This window comes from Prosthecobacter sp., from assembly GCF_034366625.1.
GTDB lineage: Bacteria > Verrucomicrobiota > Verrucomicrobiia > Verrucomicrobiales > Verrucomicrobiaceae > Prosthecobacter.
Genome location: NZ_JAXMIH010000024.1, coordinates 240,804 through 262,958 on the forward strand (window position 1 = coordinate 240,804; position 22,155 = coordinate 262,958).

Annotated in this window: 16 protein-coding genes; 13 read left to right on the forward strand and 3 right to left on the reverse strand. The window is 60.7% G+C overall.

Annotated elements, in window-relative coordinates; genetic code table 11:
- Nucleotides 1-23 precede the first annotated feature (23 nt).
- Together U1A53_RS24460 and U1A53_RS24465 are read left to right on the forward strand one after the other, a co-directional pair.
- Entirely contained in the window at nucleotides 24-485 is a 462-nt protein-coding gene (locus U1A53_RS24460) for a c-type cytochrome domain-containing protein (protein ID WP_322284506.1), read from the forward strand.
- Between the two features lie 70 nt (nucleotides 486-555).
- Nucleotides 556-1,695: a hypothetical protein gene (locus U1A53_RS24465; protein WP_322284507.1), complete on the forward strand. Its 1,140-nt coding sequence runs from the start codon at nucleotides 556-558 to the stop codon at nucleotides 1,693-1,695.
- Between the two features lie 8 nt (nucleotides 1,696-1,703).
- Here U1A53_RS24465 and U1A53_RS24470 read toward each other — a convergent pair whose 3' ends face one another.
- Both U1A53_RS24470 and folP read right to left on the reverse strand, forming a co-directional pair.
- Entirely contained in the window at nucleotides 1,704-2,729 is a 1,026-nt protein-coding gene (locus U1A53_RS24470; protein WP_322284508.1) for an FHA domain-containing protein, read from the reverse strand.
- Nucleotides 2,730-2,757: 28 nt separating this feature from the next.
- On the reverse strand, nucleotides 2,758-3,597 hold the full coding sequence (gene folP / locus U1A53_RS24475; protein ID WP_322284509.1) for a dihydropteroate synthase: 840 nt from the start codon (nucleotides 3,595-3,597) through the stop codon (nucleotides 2,758-2,760).
- Between the two features lie 77 nt (nucleotides 3,598-3,674).
- Between folP and U1A53_RS24480 the strand changes: the two genes are divergently transcribed.
- From U1A53_RS24480 to U1A53_RS24505, 6 genes are all read left to right on the forward strand, one after another.
- Complete coding sequence (locus tag U1A53_RS24480) at nucleotides 3,675-5,123, forward strand: hypothetical protein (protein ID WP_322284510.1); 1,449 nt, start codon at nucleotides 3,675-3,677, stop codon at nucleotides 5,121-5,123.
- The gene (locus U1A53_RS24485) at nucleotides 5,123-5,398 is read left to right on the forward strand and encodes an acylphosphatase (RefSeq protein ID WP_322284511.1); all 276 of its coding nucleotides are present in this window, start codon (nucleotides 5,123-5,125) and stop codon (nucleotides 5,396-5,398) included. The genes U1A53_RS24480 and U1A53_RS24485 overlap by 1 nt, the downstream gene beginning before the upstream one ends.
- Before the next feature lie 48 nt (nucleotides 5,399-5,446).
- Nucleotides 5,447-6,418 carry an ABC transporter ATP-binding protein gene (locus U1A53_RS24490; protein ID WP_322284512.1) on the forward strand — a complete coding sequence of 324 codons (972 nt, stop codon included), beginning with the start codon at nucleotides 5,447-5,449 and terminating at the stop codon, nucleotides 6,416-6,418.
- On the forward strand, nucleotides 6,415-7,338 hold the full coding sequence (locus tag U1A53_RS24495) for a hypothetical protein (RefSeq protein ID WP_322284513.1): 924 nt from the start codon (nucleotides 6,415-6,417) through the stop codon (nucleotides 7,336-7,338). Before U1A53_RS24490 ends, U1A53_RS24495 begins: the two co-directional genes overlap by 4 nt.
- A complete protein-coding gene (locus tag U1A53_RS24500; RefSeq protein ID WP_322284514.1) occupies nucleotides 7,335-8,126 on the forward strand; it encodes a hypothetical protein in 792 nt (263 codons plus the stop codon). The genes U1A53_RS24495 and U1A53_RS24500 overlap by 4 nt, the downstream gene beginning before the upstream one ends.
- A 67-nt stretch (nucleotides 8,127-8,193) precedes the next feature.
- The gene (locus tag U1A53_RS24505; RefSeq protein WP_322284515.1) at nucleotides 8,194-8,811 is read left to right on the forward strand and encodes a redox-sensing transcriptional repressor Rex; all 618 of its coding nucleotides are present in this window, start codon (nucleotides 8,194-8,196) and stop codon (nucleotides 8,809-8,811) included.
- 12 nt (nucleotides 8,812-8,823) lie between these two features.
- On the opposite strand, the gene proS is transcribed toward U1A53_RS24505, so the two are convergent.
- On the reverse strand, nucleotides 8,824-10,338 hold the full coding sequence (gene proS, locus U1A53_RS24510; RefSeq protein WP_322284516.1) for a proline--tRNA ligase: 1,515 nt from the start codon (nucleotides 10,336-10,338) through the stop codon (nucleotides 8,824-8,826).
- 110 nt (nucleotides 10,339-10,448) lie between these two features.
- Between proS and U1A53_RS24515 the strand changes: the two genes are divergently transcribed.
- From U1A53_RS24515 to carA, 5 genes are all read left to right on the forward strand, one after another.
- Nucleotides 10,449-14,138 carry a S8 family serine peptidase gene (locus U1A53_RS24515; RefSeq protein ID WP_322284517.1) on the forward strand — a complete coding sequence of 1,230 codons (3,690 nt, stop codon included), beginning with the start codon at nucleotides 10,449-10,451 and terminating at the stop codon, nucleotides 14,136-14,138.
- Nucleotides 14,139-14,276: 138 nt separating this feature from the next.
- Entirely contained in the window at nucleotides 14,277-15,449 is a 1,173-nt protein-coding gene (locus U1A53_RS24520) for a PQQ-dependent sugar dehydrogenase (protein ID WP_322284518.1), read from the forward strand.
- Between the two features lie 151 nt (nucleotides 15,450-15,600).
- Nucleotides 15,601-19,212, forward strand: coding sequence for a c-type cytochrome domain-containing protein (locus U1A53_RS24525; protein WP_322284519.1), 3,612 nt, complete (start codon nucleotides 15,601-15,603; stop codon nucleotides 19,210-19,212).
- Between the two features lie 124 nt (nucleotides 19,213-19,336).
- Nucleotides 19,337-20,908, forward strand: coding sequence for a methionine--tRNA ligase (gene metG, locus U1A53_RS24530; RefSeq protein WP_322284521.1), 1,572 nt, complete (start codon nucleotides 19,337-19,339; stop codon nucleotides 20,906-20,908).
- Nucleotides 20,909-20,977: 69 nt separating this feature from the next.
- Nucleotides 20,978-22,147: a glutamine-hydrolyzing carbamoyl-phosphate synthase small subunit gene (gene carA / locus U1A53_RS24535; RefSeq protein ID WP_322284522.1), complete on the forward strand. Its 1,170-nt coding sequence runs from the start codon at nucleotides 20,978-20,980 to the stop codon at nucleotides 22,145-22,147.
- Nucleotides 22,148-22,155 lie beyond the last annotated feature (8 nt).

The window sequence follows — 22,155 nt, forward strand, 5'->3', positions numbered from 1 at the left end:
GTATTTCATATTCTCATTGTCCTATGAACATCCGCCACCTCTTCAGCCTGCTCTACGCCCTTCTCATCGCCTCCTGCGCCACGCCGCCTGACCCGGAAACAAAGCCGATGGGCGAGAATGCGCTGAGCAAGGAAGAGATCAAGGCCGCGAAGGCCGGCCCGGTGGATTTCGTGAGTCATGTGAAGCCGGTGCTGGAACGGAAATGCGTGATGTGCCACAACCGCAAGGCGCTGCCGGGCCACATGAGCCTCGAAAACCGCACGCAGGCGATGCGCTCCGGGGCGTTGGGCGCTTACATCGTGCCCGGTCATCCTGAGAACAGCCTGCTCATTGCCAATGTCCATTCCGCACATCAAAACGTCAGCGTCATGCCCGCCGTGGGCGAGCGCCTGACAAAGGATGAGTACGCCATCCTCACGAAGTGGGTGAAGGAAGGCGCAAACTGGCCTTCAGGAGCGGCAGGGACTCTGGAAATCGTTCGGTAATCAGAATTTCCGATCTCAGGCATTCGGAATTCGTCTTGGCCTCACGGACCGATCATGCTCTACATGCCGCATGCCTGACACCCGCGCCCTCATTTCCAATCCCGCCGACCTCAAACCGTCCACCGCCTGGAACGAGACGGTCTGGGCTTACACGAGCGAGGAGGAACTCGTCGATCACACCACGAAGGCGCGTCTCTGCGTGGCCACGCTGCTGCCCTTCAAGGACAAGAAGCCCGACTGGGACGGCTTCAACAAGAGCGTGCGCTGGATGCAGCAGTGCGCCGCGCATTACGGCGTCGAGATGGTCTTCGTGCTCAATGCGGACACCGGTTACATCTTCGATCTCGACAACGACCTCTACGCCGAGGTACTGAAGCGATTCCGCGCCGAGTTTCCCGAGCAGCGCTTCATCGCCGGCGTCACCGCACGCGGTGCGGAGAACGACAGCGCCTTCAAAGCGGAGCGCTACTGGCCGCTGCTCGACATCGCGCAGGAGCACGACAACTGCGAGATGATGATCATGACCAGCAAGCTGCTCAACACGCTGGAAAACGAGCCACGACGCGATGCCTACTTCCAAATCGCCGAGCATCTCATCCGCCCCGGCATCGCGCATGCGCTGGAGCCGTCCTTCGTGTCGTGGGCCACGCCGTTTGATCCGTGGCTGTTCCATGAGATCGCCGTGCATCCGGCCTATGTCGGCGGCAAGGTCAGCACGCTCGACGAGCCACACTTCCATTATTGGGCCGCCATGTGCAAAGGCTTGAACCTGCCCTTCTCACCGCACAGCGGCGACGACTACGGCATCGCCACCGCCATCAAGCTCGGCCTGCCGCTGCTCATCGGCGCGGGCGTGAGCGCCTGCCCGCTCATCTGCGCCGCCCGCGACATGTGGCTGCTCGACAGCGTCGCCGACAAGCAATTCAAAACCGGCACCGGCCGCTTCGACACACGCGTGTACAAGCTCTTCGAAGCCTTCCAATCCTTCGAAGACCTCGTCTTCCGCCTCGACGACCGCATGAGCGCCTCGCCCTACAAGCACAGCACCGCGCACGTTCTCCATCAACTCGGCCTCATCGCCGCTCCTGAAGCACATCCCGCCTGCAAAGACCTGCGCGGAGCCGACGAAGCCCAGCGCATGGAAGAAGCGATGAGAAGGCCGAAACGTCTCGCGAAGAAGCTGGGGATTCCGTTTTTTGGGGGGGAGTAGTCAGCAACTCAAAGCCTATCAAAGTCACACTGTGGGTAACGCGTTTTTAGCTTCTGTCGCAGCTCTTCGAGATGTTTGATAAAAACACCTGTTTCTGATTGCCAACGCGAAAACGCAGGCCTGTGCCTTGCTAGGATTGATTCGAGCTCTTGTTGTTGTGCGGGTGCCAATCCTAGGCGCGTAATTGCCTCTCCAAAATCTCCTCCAAACTGATCTTGAGTGCGATTCAGCCCATACAAACGGCCAATGAATGCAAGAACCTCAACCTTGGCGGACAATTCCCGGGCTTCAGCCTCCATAGCCCCCATGGCCTTTTGGGCTTCGACGAGCGCTTGTATATAAGATCTTAAAAGGGACGCAAATTCGGCATCCACATTTGGCATCCTTGCTATCTCAGAAGATCGCAAGATTGCGAAGCGAACACTTTCACTTGGAGAAGGAAATTGTGTCTTCCTAAGGTTGTCAATCATCTGTAAAAGTTCCTGGAATGCAGAATGAGTCGCCTGTGCTTGCACCGGTTCGCCTGATGGATTGGCTACGTCGTTCTTTGAACGTGTCCCCATCATGGTTCCAACTAGTCCAACAAGCAGAAGCAAGCCCACCACGGTCTTTCCAATCAGCGAATAACAACCGCTGTCTTTGTTTTCTACGGTTACGGGTTGCGGCTGCACGGGCGCAATGTCATTTTTCTTCAAAGGAACTATTGGGGGCCACTCCATTGCCTGTGTTTTGACAACGGGGGCTGGGTTACTGGAATAAAAAACTGCCTGCACATCCCCAAAGCCTACTCGATCCCCATCATTGAGGCTGGCTTCCTCAATTTGGGCACCGTTCACCCGCGTGCCATTACTGGAACTGAGATCCTGAATGTCGAATTTAGAACCATGTTTACGAATGACGGCATGATGTCCCGATACAGAATTGTGAGTGAGCATCACAATGCTTTGGGGATGACGACCAATTGTAGTCGCGTCATGTTTCAGGTCATGGACGATTGTAGTCCCGTCCCCTGTGTAAAAAAATAAATGGGCCATAAACGACTGTTCTGCCAATGCACCTATTTCACACGCTTGTCAAAATCGCCTCCATCATCCGCAGCGCTTCGCGATTGGGCCTCACATCGTGGACGCGGACGATGCGGGCGCCGTGTTCGCGGGCGTAGGCGCTAAGAGCGATGGTAGGCCAGAAGCGATCGTCCATGGCGTCGGAATGAAGGACTTTGGCGATCATGGATTTGCGTGAGACGCCGATGAGCAGTGGGCGCAGCGCGGCGAGCTTTGGCAGCTCGCGCATGAGGGTGAGGTTGTGCTCCAGGGTCTTGCCAAAGCCGAAGCCTGGGTCGAGCACGACGCGTTCGGGGGCGATGCCTTCATTTTCGAGCAGGCGCAGGCGGTTCTCAAAGTAACCGCGCACCTCGGCGACGACATCGTCGTAGTGCGGGTTCGCCTGCATGGTCTGCGGGGTGCCGGTCATGTGCATGACGACGAGGCCGGCGCTGGTTTGAGCTGCAAGACGCGGCATGGCGGCATCGGCGCGCAAGCCGGTGACGTCGTTGATGATGTCGGCCCCGGCATCGAGCGCAGCGCGGGCGACGGCGGCCTTCATGGTGTCGATGGAGATGAGCGCCTTGGTTTGGGAACGCACGGCGCGGATCACCGGCAATACGCGGCGCAGTTCCTCGGCTTCCTCGACGGGTTCGGCACCGGGGCGGGTGGATTCGCCGCCGATGTCGAGGATGTCGGCTCCTTCGGCGATCAAGGCGAGCGCGTGCTCGACGGCGCGACCGTGGTCGTTGAAGCGGCCGCCGTCGGAAAAGCTGTCGGGCGTGACGTTGACGATGCCCATGATGAGGCCGCGATGCGTGAGATCGAGGTCGTGGTTGCCGAAACGCCAGCGGAACATGCGGCATGGTGGCGTGAATTTGCGTCCGTCCAACGAGAAAACTGGAGATGATCGGCGGGCTGCTCTATGGAACCGGCATGAAGCTCAACCCCACCGCCCTGCTGCTCATTCTCCTCGCGCTTGGAGGCGCGGCGGCGTTTTTTCTGGCGGGAACGAAGCCGGAGAAGCCGGTGGTGGTGGCCGCCAAGCCGGAAGCGGCGCCGATCAACGTGACGAACGGCACTGTGGACGATTTGCAGAAGCAGATCGTGCTGTTGCAGGGACAGATCGAGTATCTGCAAGGCCAGAACGACGCGCTCAAGGATGAGAACGCGCAGATGCTGCAAAAGCTCGGCACGCTGGGCATGAAGGACGCGCCGAAAATGAATTTGAAGGACGATGGCGTGGCTCCTGACTTCGTGGGCATGGGTTTGGAGATGATGAAGATGCGTAAGCTGCATGCGCTGCCGATGGTGACGACGACAGTGAGCCAGCAGGAGGTGGAATCAGCGATTCTCGCGTGGTTGAAACGGCAGCAGCCGAATGACGAGGCGAAGAAATTCGCTCGCGGCCTCGCGGCGCTGGGCTGGATTCCCGAAGCAATTGATCCGCTGCCGCTGCGTGCGGCGCTGCTGGCACGTCAGCTCGGCGGCTGGTATGACGCGGAAACGGAAACGATGCTCACCGTCGATCCTGAAACGGCATCCGGCCCTGCGGTGACCTCGAACGAGCCGACGGGCATCGCCTTCGGACAATTGCTGCGTGAATACGGCAGCACCTTGTTTCAGCCGCAGCACGGACCGCTGACGACGGACATGCGGCTGGCGCGTGAGGCATTGATCTCGGGCGATGCGGGGCTGACGCGCTTCCTGCATTCGCTGCAAAATCCAGCTTCAGCGCCGAAGGACGATCTGCCCGCTGAAGATCCTGATCATCCGCTGAACCAGGTGCCGATGCCGGCCTTCCTGCGGGAAATGGCGTTGTTTCCTTTCAGCCGTGGCTTTGATTTCGCACAGACGCTGCATAGCGCGGGAAGTTTTCCGCAGCTCAACTCCGCCTACAGCCGTCCGCCGATCAACACGGCGGAAGTGATCGAACCAGAGGTGTATTTGAATCCCGAACGGCCTGCGCCGGTGGAGATCAAGCTGGATGACGTGAAGCTCGGCGGCGCGCTGCCGTTTCTCGACGACCGCCTCGGCAAATTCGTCTGCGCGACGGCGCTGCGCACCTACAACAACGATGAGGACGCAGGTCTGGGCACGCGTGGCCTCGTGGCGGATCGATTTCTCGCCTGGGCGGCGGATGGCGGCGCGAAACGCGATCACGCGGCGTGGCAGACGCTGTTCATGGACAAAGCGTCCGCCGATGCTTTTCACAAGGCAATGCTGAACTCGCTCAAACAACGCTATGACACGAAGGGCGAGGCCGAATTTACCGCGCAGGGCCGGTTTGTGACGCTGATGCGCAATCGCGGCGAGGCGGGCGTGGTTTTGATTGATGCGGCCAGTGAAGAAGCACGCGCCGCCTTGAAGCTTTTGATGAAGTGATGACTGCCAAACATGTTTTCTACACCGGCCACGTCCAAGGCGTGGGTTTTCGCTACAGCACCAAACGGATCGCCTCCGGCTTCGATGTGACCGGCTGGGTCAAAAATCTGCCGGACGGCCGCGTGGAGCTGTTTGCGCAGGCCTTGGATATCGATGAGCTGGATGCGTTCCTCGAAGACATCGAGCGGAGCAGCCTGGGATCGCATATCAAGGGGAGCGAAGTAAAAGTGGTGCCCGCAGAGCCAAACTTGCGCGGATTCAGCATCGTGCGTTGATTAGCGCCGCCCAACCATGAATCAGAATCAAAACGCGAATGGCCGCAAATGGCCGCGAATTCACACGAATGGCTCGCTGCCAGCATGCAGATCGTCTGTATTCGCGACGATTCGCGGGTATTCGTGCTCATTCGCGTTCTGATCGACCCAACCGCCATGTCCGACACGCCCGCCGTTTCCGTCAACCATCTGACCAAGGTCTTCAAAGGCACCTTGGTGAAGGGGGCGTTTCGTGCGGTGCATGATCTGTCTCTAACCGTGAAGGCGGGCGAGGTGTATGGCATCATCGGGCCGAATGGATCAGGCAAATCGACAACGATGAAGGTCATCCTGGGCCTGCTGAAGCCGACCGAGGGTGACACGAGCATTTTCGGTGTGCCGAGCAGCGAAGTGGCCAGCCGCCACAGCGTCGGCTTCCTGCCGGAGAACCCGTATTTCTACAAGCATCTGACCGGACGCGAGACGCTCCACTTCTACGGCAGCCTGTGCGGAATGCGCGGCACGAAACTGAAGGAACGTGCGACGGAAATGCTGGAGCTGACCGGCCTTGAAGATGCGGCATCGCGCCGTGTCGGCGGTTATTCCAAAGGCATGCTGCAACGTCTCGGTCTGGCACAGGCGTTGATTCACGAACCGCGCCTGCTGGTGCTGGATGAACCGACGGCGGGTGTTGATCCGGCGGGTTCGCGGAAAATTCGTGATCTGATCATCGAGTTCCGCTCCCGTGGTATCACGGTGCTCGTCACCTCTCACCTGCTGGAGCAGATGCAGGAGGTGTGCGACCGCGTGGGCATCATGGCGCATGGCCGCATGGTGCGGGAGGGAAGGCTGGAGGATTTGATCGCAGTGGAGAATCAAACCGAGATGGTGCTGGAGAATGCCTCGCCGGAGCTGCTGGCGAAGATTGATGCGTTGGTAAAAGCCGAAAGCGGTGGCACGAAGATCCTGCGCAGCGGCCATCCACGCACGACGCTGGAACGCCTGTTCCTCGAAGCCACGAACGAAGCGAAAAAATCATGAGCGACGCCGCAAACATTTCTGTCGCCGCAATGACGCCCAAGGTGCGGTTCTCGCCACGGCGTGTCTGGACGTTGGCGATGGCGACGGTGACGCAGCTCGTACGAATGAAGATCCTAGTGTTCCTGTTATTGTTCTGTTTGATGGCGATCGGCCTGGGGTTTGCGTTCTCGGTGATCAACCCAGAGCAGCAACTCAACTTATTGAAAAGCGTGACGCTGGGAGCCTTGCAGATTTTCAGCATTGTGTTCGGTGTCGTCGCAACAGCTCTGCTGCTGCCGAAGGATCTGGAAGACCGTACGCTCTACACGATTCTGTCAAAACCCGTGCCGCGATTCGATTACCTGCTCGGCAAGCTGCTGGGCGTGCTGATGATGATCGGCGGCGGCTTGATCGTGATGGACGTGGTGCTGAGCCTGATCCTATGGCTGCGGCAGTCGATGGTATTTGAAGATGCCGTGGCCCGCATGCGTTTGGAAAAAATGGACTCGCCAGAGGTGGTGGAGCAGGTGCGAGAGATCGTGGCCCGACAGGGGCTGACGTGGAATCTGCATTGGGCCGTGTGGGCGATCTTTTTGAAGGCTTCTGTCGTGACAATGGTTGCGCTGCTTCTGTCCTGCATCGCCAGCTCCACGCTGTTCACCATCATCATGACGTTTTGCATCACGATCATCGGGCACGGACATGCCTTGATCCGTGAGTTCTTTTTCCAGCCGCATCTGTCCGGCTGGGCAGGCCGTGCGGCGGCGCTGCTGCTGGCGGCGATCTGCCCGGACCTGGCCCAGTTTGACATCGTGGACAGCGTGGTGAACGGCGAGATCGTGCCATGGGCGGCGGTTTACGACATGACGGGCATCGCGGCGCTGTATGTGACGGTTTATCTGTTCGTCACGCATCTCTTGTTCGTGGAGAAGGAGCTATGAAACGCGAACTCCAGGCCATCGCGGTGCTGCTGGTCTTCGGCGTGGCTAAGCTGCCGCTGGAGGAGCATGTGACGCAGGATTTGCGGAAGCAGAAGATGCTCGATGAGCCGATCCGTCTCGGTGTGGGAGAAAACCTGGGGCAGGCAGGCATCGCGGCATCGTTGGGCGGACTGCGCGGGCTTGCGGCCAGCATGTTTCAACTGCGCGCCCATCTGGAGTTCACCCACGTCAATTGGGCGAAGGTGGACAGCCTCTACAAGCTGGTGACCCGGTTGCAGCCGCGAAACGTACGCTACTGGGAGGAGGCATCGTGGCACATGGCTTACAACGCGGCCTCCTACTACCTTTACAATCAGGAGCTGAAACCAGCTCTACGTGGGCAGCTTTTTCACGATCATGTGATGCGCGGCGTCGCCATCCTGGAGGAGGGTTTGAAATTTCTGCCGGACCATCCGCGCTTGTGGCAGAAACTCGGAGACACGCACTGGCATCGCAGCAAGGACTTCAAGCAGGCGGGTGACGCGTATTGGAACTCATTCCAGCACGGCGGGTTGAACTTCACCGAGCGCTTCGCCGGATTCGCCTATGCGCAGTCGAACGATCCTGACTCATGGCGAAAGGGTTATGCCATTTTGAAACGCCACTACGATGCGAACAAGGCCACGCCGGGGTTGGTCGAGTTTTTGAAGCTGCTGGAGCAGAATCTGCATATTCCGACCGAACAGCGCATCCCGGATGCGGCCCCGGTGCGGAAGGTGCCTGAGCCGCAAACTGGGCCACAAAGGTGAGAAGGATGGCAATCTGGCAGGTTTGACTTCCGTGGCATCCGGGTGAAATTTCACATGCCCTGAACCAATGCCCGCCAAAATAGACATCCCCCGCAAGTCGATCTACCGGCTTTCCATCTATCAGCGCTGCCTACAACGGCTGCGTGAGAACCGGGTGGACACCGTGTCCTCCGCCGCCTTGGCAAAGGCCGCCGGGGTGAAATCCACCCAGTTGCGCAAGGATCTGGCCTATTTCGGGCAGCTCGGCACCCGTGGCCTGGGTTATAACGTCGATGCCTTGAGCAGCACCATCGGTGAGGTGCTGGGTCAGAACAAACTTCAGCCGGTGATCCTCGTCGGCGTCGGAAATCTGGGTTCGGCGCTGCTGCGCTACGGGGGGTTTCGCAAGGAGGGCTTCGAAATCACCGCCGCGTTCGACCTTTCTCCGCGCAAACTGCCACAGGTGACCGTGCCGGTGCTGGCAATGGCCGAGATGGAGAGCTTCATCCACCGTCACCACGTCAAAATGGCCATCCTGACCGTTCCGGCGCACAACGCACAATCCGTGGTCAACGAAATGGTCGATCACGGCATCCAGGCCATCCTGAACTTCTCCCCCACAGTGCTCGACGTGCCGGAGCACGTCGTGGTGAACAGCGTCGATCTGGCGGTGGAACTGGAGAACCTGAGCTACTTCATCCGTTGAGGATGAAATGGCTCAATAACTCCGCGCAAACACCACGCGACGCATGCTCGCCTTGCCGGTGAGGAAGCACTTGCCTTCCTCGGCGTATTGATCCCCGTGCGGGATACAGCGGATGGTAACTTTCAGATCCTTGCTGAGCGTGTCCTCATCCTCGCTGCTGCCAGCCCAGTGCATGAGGGCGAAGCCGCCTTCGGAGTTCTCGGCGAAGAAAGCTTTGAACTCTTCGAGTGTTTCGAGCTTCTTCATGTTCGTATCGCGCAGCGCGACGGCGCGCGCGAGCAGCGCATCCTGAATCTCGTGCAGCCGCTCGGCCACGGTCTGGATGAAGTCCTCCTTCGGAATGAATTCCTTGTCCTTCGGCGTCTTGTCGCGGCGCACCACGGCCACGCTGCGGCTGGTGATGTCGCGCGGTCCCATTTCGACGCGCAGCGGCACGCCTTTCTTGATCCACTCCCAGTTCTTCTGGCCGCCGGGCAGGTCGCGCTTGTCCACATGCACACGGATTGGCTCGCCGGCAAAAGTTTGCGCACGCAGCGTCTGCGCGAGCGCCTCACAGGCATCAATGATCTCCTGACGCGTCTCAGGCTTCGGCGTGACGGGCAGGATGACGATCTGGTTCGGCGCGACGCGGGGCGGGATGATGACGCCGTCGTCATCGCCGTGCGCCATGATCACCGTGCCGATGAGGCGTGTGCTGACGCCCCAGCTCGTGGTGTGTACAAGCTGACGGGTGTTGTCGCGGCCCAGGAACTGGATGTTCGCGGCCTTGGCGAAGTTTTGACCAAGGTAATGCGACGTGCCGGCCTGGATCGCTTTGCGGTCCTGCACCATCGCCTCGACGGTCAAGGTGCGCACAGCTCCGGGGAAACGCTCCCGCTCGGTCTTCTCGCCAGGAATCACCGGGATGGCGAGATGGTTCGTGAGGAAGTCGGCATACACCCTGTGCATCTGCTCCGTCTCGGCGATGGCCTCCTCGGCCGTTTCATGCGCGGTGTGCCCTTCCTGCCAGAGGAATTCGGCAGTGCGCAGGAACAGACGCGGACGCATCTCCCAACGCATGACGTTGCACCACTGGTTGATCAGCAGCGGCAGATCGCGATAGCTTTCCACCCAGCGGGCGAAAGCGGCGCCGATGATCGTCTCCGAAGTCGGGCGAATCACGAACGGCTCGGCCAGTTCGCCGGTGGGGATCAGCTTCGTCGTACCATCCGGCTGCTTCTGCGCTTCGAGGCGATGATGCGTGACCACGGCGCACTCGGTGGCGAAACCCTCGGCATGCTGCGCCTCTTTTTCGAGATAGCTAAGCGGGATGAGCAGCGGGAAGTAGGCGTTCACATGCCCGGTGGCCTTGAACTTCACATCGAGCTGTCGCTGGATGTTCTCCCACAGGCCGTAGCCCCACGGTTTGATCACCATGCAGCCGCGCACCTCGGAATTCTCCGCCATGTCGGCAGCACGCACGACCTGCTGGTACCATTCGGGGAAGTCTTTGTCGCGTGTGGGGGTGATGGCGGTGGCGTTGCTCATGGGGAGGGCATGGTAGATGGTTTGCCGCAGTGGTCAACGGGCACGGGCATGGCGGAATTGTGTTTTGATTGATCCAATCCGACCGCTACTTGTCTCAAGCCGCCTGCATCATGAAACGACTCCCTCTCCTGCTCGCCATGTCGCTCTGCACGCTGGCGGCGGGGCAGCAACCGGCCGCCATTGACGCGCGCACGGCTTTCGAGATTGAAGACGGTGGCAAAAAGCGGCGCTTTGAGCTGGCGCTGGATGAACTGGCGGAAAAACCATCGGGCGGCAAGGAGCGGGCCTCGAAGATGGCCAGAGCGGCCAAAAATTTCGGCGAAGTGCGCAGGCAGGCGAAGCAGACGGAGGCGGCGACGGGCGTGAAGCAGGACATCGTGCTCTATGAAGAGGGAAAGCCGCGCGACGAGAGTTCCCGCCGGATTGTGACACGGAAGGTGCTCATGAAAGTGGCGGCAGGCTTTGATCTCAATGCGGCGGCGCTGAAGATCAACGCGGTGGGCACGGAGAAGCCCGGTTATGCGCCTGGATATGTCCTGTTGACGGTGCAAGGCCCCGGCGATGCACTGGCGGCGCTGGACACGCTGCGCGCGCTGCCGGGTGTGCTTTCGGTGGAACCGCAGTTGGCCCGGCAGCAGCAGCGGCGGCTCATTCCCAACGACACCTTCTTCTCCTACAACGCCGCCAATCCTGGTTACCAATGGCATCTGCGCAACACCGGCCAGTCGCCGGGCACAGCGGGCATCGATGTGAACGTGACATCGACGTGGGACAGCTTCACCGGCAGCGGCATCCGCATCGGCATCGTGGATGATGGCCTGGAGGTCGCGCATCCGGACCTCTCGCCAAATGCGGACACGGTGAACGATCACGACTGGAATGACGGCACGCCGGATGATCCCACCGGCAATCCCAGCTCCGACACGCACGGCACCGCCTGCGCAGGCGTGGCGGGCGCACGCGGCAACAACGGCGCGGGCACCTCCGGCTCCGCGCCAAACGCCACGCTTGTCGGCCTGCGCCTCATTGCCGCCGCGATCAGCGATGCGGATGAAGCAGCGGCGCTCTCCTGGAGAAACGACCTCATTCATCTCTACAGCAACTCCTGGGGCCCCAATGACGATGGCAGCGATCTGCGCGATGCCGGACCGCTGGTGAAGCAGGCGCTGGCCAGCGGCGCAAGCACAGGCCGCGGCGGGAAAGGCTCCATCTGGCTCTGGGCGGCGGGCAACGGCGGCGATGTGACGGACAACTCCAACTACGACGGCTATGCCAACTCCATCTACACCATCGCCGTGGCGGCGATGAACGACACAGGCACGCGCAGCGCGTATTCCGAACCAGGGGCCAATGTGCTCATCTGCGCGCCTTCCAACGACAGCACCGGCAGCCATCGCGGCATCACCACCACCACGACAAACGGCGGCTACACGCACAGTTTCGGCGGCACCTCGTCCGCCACGCCGCTGGCGGCGGGTGTCGTGGCCCTGCTGCTGGAGAGCAATCCCAATCTCGGCTGGCGGGATGTGAAGGAAATCCTGCTGCGCAGCTCCACCAAGGTGAATCCCACGCATGCCGACTGGATCAACAACAGCGCCGGTTATCACTTCAATCACGACTACGGCGCCGGTTTGATCAACGCGCAGGCCGCCGTGGCGATGGCCGTCGGCTGGACCAACCTCGGCCCGCAAACAACGCATCAAATCGCCCAGACGGGTCTCGCCGATGCCATTCCCGACGGCAGCGCCACCGGTGTCACGCGCACCTTCACCGTGCCGGGCACGGTCTTCATGCGGGTGGAGCACGCCACGCTCCACATCGCCGCCACGCACGGCAAACGCGGTGACATGAACGTCACGCTCACCTCACCCGGCGGCACCGTGAGCAAGTTGTTCGTCACCCACACCGGTGATGCCAATCTCGACATGGACTGGACCTTCTCCTCCGTGCGGCATTGGGGCGAAAGTGCCGCTGGCAACTGGAGTGTGAAAGTCAGCGACCTCGCCGGGGGCAATCTCGGCACGCTGACGAGCGCCACGCTCACGCTCCACGGCGCGAACACCGAACCGCCGACCACGCCGCCGGTGATCAGCCGCGTGTTGAGCGCGAGCGGCAATGTGGAGTCGCCCTTCAGCTATCAGATCACCGCCACGAACAATCCGCAGACCTTTTCCGCCACGGGACTGCCCAATGGACTGAGCCTGAGCGCCAGCGGCCTCATCCAGGGCACACCGACGCAGCAGGGCACCTTCAACGTCACCCTCGGCGCCACCAACATCCTCGGCACCGGCAATGCAACACTCGTGATGAACATCGACGCGCGTCTGCCAACGCCGCCGGTCATCACCAGCACGCTCGCCGCCCAGGCCGTGCTCAATGTGCCTTTCAATTATCAAATCAGCGCCACCCACTCGCCCGCCAGTTATGCCGCCAGCGGCATGCCCGCTGGCATTGCTGTGAACACGACGAGTGGAGCCATCAGCGGCATTCCAACGGCGATTGGCACCTTCAACATCACCCTCTCCGCCACCAACGCCGACGGCACGGACACGCAGACACTGGTGCTCGATGTCAGCTCCACCGCCTCTCTGCTGGCCCAGGCGCTGGACGCACCGCAATTGATCTTCACCACCGGTGGCGATGTGCCGTGGGTCGTCCCCGCCACCAGCACGCATGATGGCAGCGATGCCGCTGAGAGTGGTGACATCACCCACAACCAGCAAAGCTGGCTCGAAACCACCATCACCGGCCCCGCCTACGTCCACTTCTGGTTTCAGCTCGACTCCGAGGCTGGCTACGACTTCTTCCGCTTCTCCATCGACGGCCAGGAACTCTGGTACAGCGATGGCTTCCACGCCTGGCGGCTGCTCGGCTTCTATGTGCCGCCCGGCATCCACACCGCCCGCTGGAACTACACGAAGGATGACAGCGCCAGCACCGGCCAGGACCGCCTTTATGTGGATCAAGTGGAAGTGCAGGGCGTGCAGCAGCTCCTCGGCAACACGCTCGACAATCCCAACCTCACCTGGCAGATGCCCAGCGCAGATTCGTGGGTGCTGCAGAACCGCCGCACCATCGACGGCGTGGATGCCCTCATCAGCCCCATCTTCCTCGATCATGGCCGCAGCAGCGTCATCGAGACGCCGGTGACCGGCCCTGGCACCGTGTCCTTTTGGTGGACGGTTTCATCCGAGCTCAATGCCGACTACTTCCGCTTCGAGATCGACGAAACCGTGCAAACTCAGATCAGTGGCAACAGCAGCGGCGACAACCTCCCCTGGACGCAACAAACCTTCAGCGTGCCCGCCGGCCAGCACCTGCTGCGCTGGCGCTATATCAAAAACGAAGCCGTGGCGGCTGGCCTGGACGCCTGCTGGCTCGATTCGATCACTTATACAACCACCTTCGCCAGCGGCCCGCCCTACGCGCAATGGCTCAATGGCCTCTTCCCAGCCAATCAACTCGGCAACGGCTTCATCACCGGCCCCGACATCGATTCCGACGGCGACGGCCGCAGCAATCTGCACGAATACGCCTTCGGCGGCTCACCACTCATCCACGACCTCACACAGCCCGTGTCACCACAGCCAGGCGGCAGCGAGATCTTCTTCGACTACACCACGGATGACGCCAAAACCGATCTTGTCATCACCCCGCGCATCTCCAGCGACCTCACCAACTGGATCGACGCCACCAGCGAATTCGTCTCGCAGGTCGGCAGCATCACCCAGCGCCGCGTCCGCGTGCCACAAAGCGCGGGAAAGAAATTTCTCATGCTGAAGGCAGAGATGACGCCGTGAGGGTTGGCATGACGTGGGACAATCGTCCGCCTGATGGCCTTCCTGGCGTTGATCAAAACCAGGCTTCCACCGTTCCCACGCCAAAAATCTTCATTGCCCTGCAAGACTGCTGCCGCATAGACTGACTATCTCGAACTTATGCGCTCCCTCCTCTGCCTCGCCCTCGTCGCGTCCACAGCCCTCGCCGCTGACACACACAAACTCACCCGCGTTTACGAAAAAATCGCCACCGAGCGCCCCATCGCCGTCGTGATCCCGGAGGACGGCAGCGGACGCGAGTTCCTGGCCCTTCAGCGCGGCAAGATCTTGATCCTGCCGAAGGACGAACAGGCCGCCGAAGCCAAAACCTTTCTAGATCTCACCCCCCGTGACATGGAGGCGAAGGACGGCCTCTTTGAAGAAGGCCTCAACGGCCTCGCCTTCCATCCCAAGTTCAAGGACAACGGCCTCTTTTACCTCTGCTACACGCTGCAGAAGCCGAAACGTCTCATCGTCACCGAGATGAAGGCTGACGGCGACAAAGCCGACGAAAAATCCGAGCGCGTGCTGCTCGAAGTCCCGCTCATCAACTGGAACCACCATGGCGGCAACATCCTCTTCGGCCCCGAGGGCTTCCTCTACATCGGCGTCGGCGACAATTCGAAGCGCAATGGCGAACTCAAGATGTCCCAGCTCAATGCCACGCTCTACGGCAAAATCCTCCGCATCGACGTGAACAGCCGCGAGTACAGCAACGCCTACGGCATCCCCGCCGACAATCCGTATGCCAGCGGCGTCAATGCGCTGCCGCAAATCTACGCCAACGGCATCCGCAACCCCTGGGGCCTGAGTTTTGACGCCAAAGGCCATCTTTGGTGCGCCGATGTCGGCCAGGACATCTGGGAGGAGATCAACTGGATCACCAACGGCGGCAACTACGGCTGGCAGTTCCGCGAAGGCCCCGTCCCCTTCGCTCTGAACACCGACACGCCGCCCGCCGACGCCAAATTCATCGAACCCATCCATTCCTACAACCACGCCGAAGGTCTCAGCATCACCGGCGGCATCGTTCACGCGGGCAAATCGCTTCCTGAACTCCAGGGCGCTTATGTTTACGGCGACTTTGTCCTCGGCAAAATCTGGGCGCTCAAAACCGACGACGCAGGCAAAGTGCAGAGCAACGAACTCCTCTACACCAGCCCGCAAACCCCGGCCAACGATCCCAAGAAGAAGCCCACCGTCCTGGTCAAACCCACCGCCTTCTGCGCCAACGCCGCTGGAGAGATGCTCGTGCTCGACTGGAACGGAGTCATCTACAAGCTGGGCAAGTAGTTTTGCTTTGCGGTCAAGCTGGCTGCGCCGTCAAGGAGTCAAGATTGCCCGTCTTGACCACCTCTTGGCTTCCTTGACCCATTTCTTGACCGCCTCTTCTCTCTCGAAAGTCCGCGCCCTTCAGTCCCGTAGTTCAGGGCATCATCCCCCTATGATGTCCAAAACCACCCTCTCGCTGACTTGCGCGGCCTTCGCCGCAGTGTCCCTTCACGCCCAGGACGCTGGCGAAAAAATCACCTATCAAGACCACATCCGCCCCCTGCTGGAGAACAAATGCTTCTCCTGTCACAACCCGGACAAGAAGAAGGGCGATCTCGATCTCACCAGCTTCGGTGCCCTCATGACGGGCGGCGGCGGCGGTACCATCGTGGATGCTGGCAATGTCGATGGCAGCCGCATCTGGAGCACCTGCGCGAAAAAAGAAGAGCCCTTCATGCCGCCCGAAGGCGCCCCTTTGAGCACGAAGGATCTCGATCTCCTCGCCGCCTGGGTCAAAGGCGGGGTGCTCGACACCAAATCGTCCATCGCCAAAAAATCCGCCAAACCGAAGATCGACATGGCCGTCGCCGTCACCGGTGGCAAACCGGAAGGCCCCATCGCCAAGCCGGAACACGTTCTGCTGGAGCCCGTCGTCGTCACGCCGCGCACCACCGCCATCACCGCGATGGCCTTCAGCCCGTGGACCTCGCTCTTCGCGCTCGCCGCACCGAAGCAGATCCTGCTTTACGACACCGACACACGTCAGCTCGTCGGCATCTTCCCTTACACCGAAGGTTACGCCCGCAGCCTGCGCTTCAGCCGGAATGGATCGCTCCTCATCATGGGTGGCGGTCGTGCCGGTAAAATCGGCCACGCCATTGTCTGGGATGTCAAGACAGGCAAACGCATCACCGAAGTCGGCAAGGAATTCGACCAGGTCATGTCCGCCGACATCAGCCCCGATCACAAGCGCATCGTCATCGGCAGCCCGTCGAAGAAGGTGAAGTGCTACAGCACCGCCACCGGCGAGGAAGAATACGTCATCAGCAAGCACACCGAGTGGGTCATGGGCACCGCCTTCAGCCCCGACGGCGTCCTGCTCGCCACCAGCGACCGCAACGGCAACGTCATGGTCTGGGAGGCCGACAGCGGCGGCGAATTCTACATCCTCGGCCAGCACAAAGGCTCATGCGTTGATCTCTCCTGGCGCGCCGACTCGAACATCCTCGCCTCCTGCTCCATGGACGGCACCATCACCACCTGGGAGATGAACGAGGGCAAGCAGGTCAAAAACTGGGCCGCTCACGGCGGCGGCGTGCAGTCCGTCTCCTTCACGCCCGATGGCAAGATCGTCTCCTCCGGCAACGACGGCCTCGTCCGCACCTGGGACATCAACGGCACCAAACTTGGCGAAGCCCCCAGCCAGGGCGATCTCGTGACCAAAGTCGTCGCAGGCTTTGATTCCAAGTCCGCCATTTCCGCCAACTGGCGCGGCGAGATCATCCAGTGGAACTTCGGTGCCACCGCTCTCATCGAAACCGCCCGCTACGTCAGCAATCCCTCGCAGATCGCCCAGCGCATCGTGCAAACCGAGCAGCGCACCGCCGAACTCACCGCCAAGCTGCCTTCGCTTCAGGAAGCGATCAAAAAAGCCGAGGCCGATGCCAAAGCCCGCGATGAAGCACTCGCCAAAGTCCGTGCCGAAGTCGCCGAATACGACCGTCGCAGCAAGGCCTACCCCGGCGAGATCACCAACGAGGAAAAAGCCCTCGCCGCGCTCAAAGCCGCCCGCACCAAGGCCGATCAGGACAAAGCCGCCCGCAACGCCGCCATCAAAGCTTACGGCGAAAAAGCCGCCAAGATCGCCGCGCAGGAAAAAGAACTCGCTCCAGCCGCCGCAGAGGCCGCCAAACTGCCCGCCGCCGACAAAGCCGTCGCCGATGCCAACACCGCGCTCGAAGCCGCCAAGAAAGATCCAGCGCAACAGCCCAAGCTGAAGGAACTCGAAGCCAAACTCGCCGCAGTGAAGGCCGAGCAGCAAAAAATCGCGCCTAACAAGGCCAAGGCCAATCAACTCACCGCCGCCATTGCCAAAGCCAAGACGGAACTCGGTGCCGCACCTGCTCTCGTCGCCGATCTCGACAAACTCATCGCTGAAACCGACGCCAAGATCAAAGCCGCCACCGACAGCATTGCCGCGAAGAAAGCCGAGCTGCCCAAACTGCCCGCGCTCGTCAAAGCCGGCCCGGATCGCATCAAAGGAGCCGAAGGCAATGCCGCCGCAGGCAAAACCGCCCTCGCCGCCGCACAGACCGCCGCCAAGTCCGCCAGCGATGAGATCGCCATGCTGCAAAAAGTGCCCACCTCTTTGAAGGCGGCCCAGTTCAACACCGGCGTGCTCGTCGAGAAGGAAAAACTCGCCAAACTCGAAACCGACTTCACCGACTTCACCGAAGCCAAAAAAGACGCGGAGGCCGCCAAAGTCTCCGCCGCCGCACGCATCGAAGACTCCAAGAAAGCCATCGCCGAATCCATCGCCGCACAACCCGCTCTTGAGGCCGCTTTGAAGAAAGTGCAGGGCGAGGCCGCCGCTCTCGAAGCCACCACCAAGCCCACCCGCGACGCAGATGCCGCCGCCGCAGCCAAAGTGGCTGAGCAGAAGACCATCATCACCACCAAGGAAGCCGAACTCGCCGCCGCCGCCAAAGCCAAGGACGAAGCCATCGCCGCGTCCAAGAAATCCGCCGAGGACATCGCCAAGCTCATCGAAGCCAGGAAGAAGAGCCTCGCCGAGGTGAACGCCAAGCTCAATGGCCCCGAGGCTCAGGTCACGGCCAAGAAGGCTCCAGTCGCCAAGTTCGAGGGCAATCTCGCCGCCGTGAAAAAATCCGCCGCCGATTTGACCGCCGCTCTCCCTGCGCAGGAAAAAGCCGCCAAGGACATCGAGGCTTCGATTCCGAAGTTCACGACCGAAATTCAAGCCGCCGACAAAGCGCTCGCTGACGCCAAAAAAGCCGCTGCCGACACCCAAAACGCCGTCGCAGCCGCCAAGAAGGAACTCGCAGCCAAAGCGGGTGATGCCGCGCTGACCGCCAAAGTTGCCACCTCGGAAAAAGCAGCAGCCGAGGCCGCTGTAAAACCTGCGCAAGCCCAGCAGGCACTTGATGCCAAACGAGCCGCTCGCACCGACGCGGAGAAGAAGCTTGCCGAGGCCCGCAAAATCGCCGGCAAGACCAAGGCTGACCTCAACAACGCCAACACCGCCGTCGCGCAGACCGAGAAGCAGCTTGCCCAGGCTAAAAACGAACTCGCCACCGCCGAGAAAGCCGCCGCTCCTCTTCGCGGCCAGCGTGACAGCATCGCCAAAGAAATCGAAGCCCAGGGCAAGGCTCTCGCCGAGAAACAAGCCGCGCCTGCCGCCATCGAGAAAGATTACGCCGCCAAGATCGCGCCAATCAACGCCGCCATCGCCGCCGCCAAAACGGCCCTTCCGCCGCTCGAACAAGCCTACGCCGCCGCCCACGCCAAACTCGACGCCGAGCAGAAGGTTCTCGATGCCAAGAAAGCAGAAGTCGCCAAAGCGAACACCGACTTTGAAGGCGCGAAAAAGAAGAAGACCGACGCCGAGGCCACCATCGCCGCCGCCACGAAGGAAATCCCCGAGAAGGACAAGATCATCGCCGAAGCCACCACCGAGCTCGCCAAGCTCCAGCCGCAGCTCGATCCGATGCGCACGAAGGTGAAGCAGATGACCGAGCAGTATCTGACGATGCTGCCGAAATAACCCGCGCCTTCCTCGAATTCATCTCAAACCACGAATGGGGGCCACACGGCCCCCATTTTTTGTCTCCAGCCTTCACCTTGCCCCCGTGGCATTCCGCGACATCATTCGCGCCCCAATTACCGCCGTGAAACCCTACTACATCACCACCGCCATCGACTACACCAACGCAGCGCCGCACATCGGCCATGCTTATGAAAAGGTGCTGGCGGATGTCATGGCGCGGTTTCAGCGCTTGAACGGTCGCGAGGTGTATTTCCTCACTGGTGTCGATCAGCACGGCCAGAAGGTGCAGAAGAGCGCCGAAAAGGCAGGGCAGTCACCACAGGAGTTCGTCGATGGCATCACGCAGCACTTCACCGAGCTGTGGGACAAGCTGAACGTGCGTTACGACGGCTGGGCCGCGACGACGGACATCAAACACAAGCGTGTGGTGCAGGCGATGCTGCAAAAGCTGCACGACTGCGGCCAGCTTTACAAAAAGAGCTACGGCGGTTTCTACTCCGTGCGCCAGGAGCAATTCCTCACCGACAAGGAACGCGGCCCCGACGGCCAGTATGGCGAAGAATGGGGCGAAGTGGTCGAGTTGCAGGAGGAGAACTGGTATTTCCGCCTCAGCGACCACGTCGAATGGCTCAAGAACCACATCCGAGGAAACCCTGATTTCATCTTCCCGCCGCATCGTGCGAACGATGTGCTGAACTCGCTCGAAGGAGCGGCGCAGGATCTGTGCATCAGCCGTCCCATCGAGCGCTTGAGCTGGGGCATTCCCCTGCCCTTCGACGAAAAATTCGTGAACTACGTCTGGTTCGACGCGCTGGTGAACTACGTCAGCTTCGCCGGTTATCTGGCCGGTGAGGTCGGCAACGCAGGCCTGCCAGAGTTTGAAAAAATCTGGCCTGCCGACGCTCATGTGATCGGCAAGGACATCCTGGTGCCCGCGCATGCCGTCTATTGGCCGATCATGCTCCATGCGCTCGGTTTCCCCGACGACCAGATCCCGAAACTCATCGTCCACGGCTGGTGGAACGTGAAAGGCGCGAAGATGAGCAAGAGCCTCGGCAATGTGATCGACCCGAACGTGCTCTCAAACAACTTCACGCCCGACGGCTTGCGTTATTACCTGATGCGCGACATCGCGACCGGCTACGACGCCGATTTCAGCGATGAACGCATCATCATGAGCTACAACAAGGAGCTGGCCGGTGGCTTGGGCAATCTGCTCAACCGCTCGATCAACATGGCGCAAAAGTATCGCGCAGGTGTGCTCACGCCCGGCGATTACGATGACGAAATCAATCAAGCCCTGCGCCAGACCGTCGCCGAGGCCCTGCCACTCTACCTTGAGAAGATGAACGGCTGGGACATCCACGAAGGCATCGCCGCTGCGTGGAAGATCGTCACGCATGCGAATGCGTTTGTCGATAGCACCAAGCCCTTCTCCCTCGCCAAAGATCCCGCGCAAGCCGCACGGCTCGACAGCGTGCTCTACCACCTCGCCGAGGCGCTCACGCACGTCACCATGCTGCTCAATCCGATCATGCCAACCGCGATGGTCACAGCACGTGCTCAAATCGGCTGGGAGCTGCCGGATGATCTCAAGGTTAGCGATTTGAAGTGGGGCATGCTCCCAAGCGGCCATCAACTCGGCGCACCTGTGCCGTTGTTCCCGCGTCTGGAGATCGCCGAAGAAAAGTGATCTCAAAACAGCCGCGCGATCATTCCTTGCACCCCCCGCCCTTCTGGCTATGACCAGCGGCGCACCTTGATGAAGAAAGCCCTCCTCGCCCTCGAAGACGGCCGAGTGTTTGAAGGCACGGCGTTTGGCGCCGATGCCGCCCACACCGGCGAAATCTGCTTTAACACCTCCATGACCGGTTATCAGGAGGTTCTCACCGATCCTTCCTATCGCGGCCAGATCGTGACGATGACGTATCCGCTCATCGGCAACTACGGCGTGAACCCGCTCGACACCGAAAGCGACCAACCGCATGTGCGCGGCTTCGTCATCGAAGAACTCTGCGATGTGCCGAGCAACTGGCGCAGCACGCAGTCGCTTGATGCTTATTTGAAGGAGTGGAACATCCCCGGCATCCAGGGCATCGACACCCGTGCGTTGACCAAACATCTGCGCACCCGTGGCGCGATGCGCGCCGTCATCACCACGACTGCCACCAGCACTGAAGAAGCTGTGAAGATGGCCGCCAGCAGCCCGACGATGGAAGGCAGCGATTACGTCAAGGAAGTGACCACGCCGAAACCCTATCTCTGGGATCCCGAGGACAAGGAAAGCCGCGACTGGGACATCCCCAGCCCCTCACAGAATCGCGAAGCCGGACCTGATGGCGAAGTGTACCATTCGCTGCCCCGCGCGAAGCATCACATCGTGGCCTACGATTTCGGCATCAAGCGCAACATCCTGCGCCGCCTGCGTCAGAACGGCTTCCGCGTCGATGTCGTGCCCGCCTCCACGAGCGCCAAGGATGTGCTCGCCAAAAATCCCGATGGCGTCTTTCTCTCCAACGGTCCCGGCGATCCTGCGGCGCTGGATTACATCCATAAGGAGATCAAACAGCTCATCGGTGTAAAGCCGATCTTCGCCATCTGCCTCGGTCATCAGATTCTCGGCCACGCCTACGGTGGCAAGACTTTCAAACTGAAGTTCGGCCATCGTGGCGGCAACCAGCCCGTCAAAGACCTGCGCAGCGGCAGGGTTTCCATCACCGCCCAGAACCACGGCTTCGCCATTGATCCTTCTTCGCTGCCCAGCAACGTCGAAGTCACGCACATCAACCTCAACGACGGCACCGTCGAAGGCATGCGTCATCGCGAAGCGCCTGTGTTGAGCGTCCAATACCATCCCGAAGCCGCGCCTGGACCGCATGACGCGAAATACTTCTTCGAGGAATTCGCGCGGATGATTGAAATGGGACGCTGATGATAGGA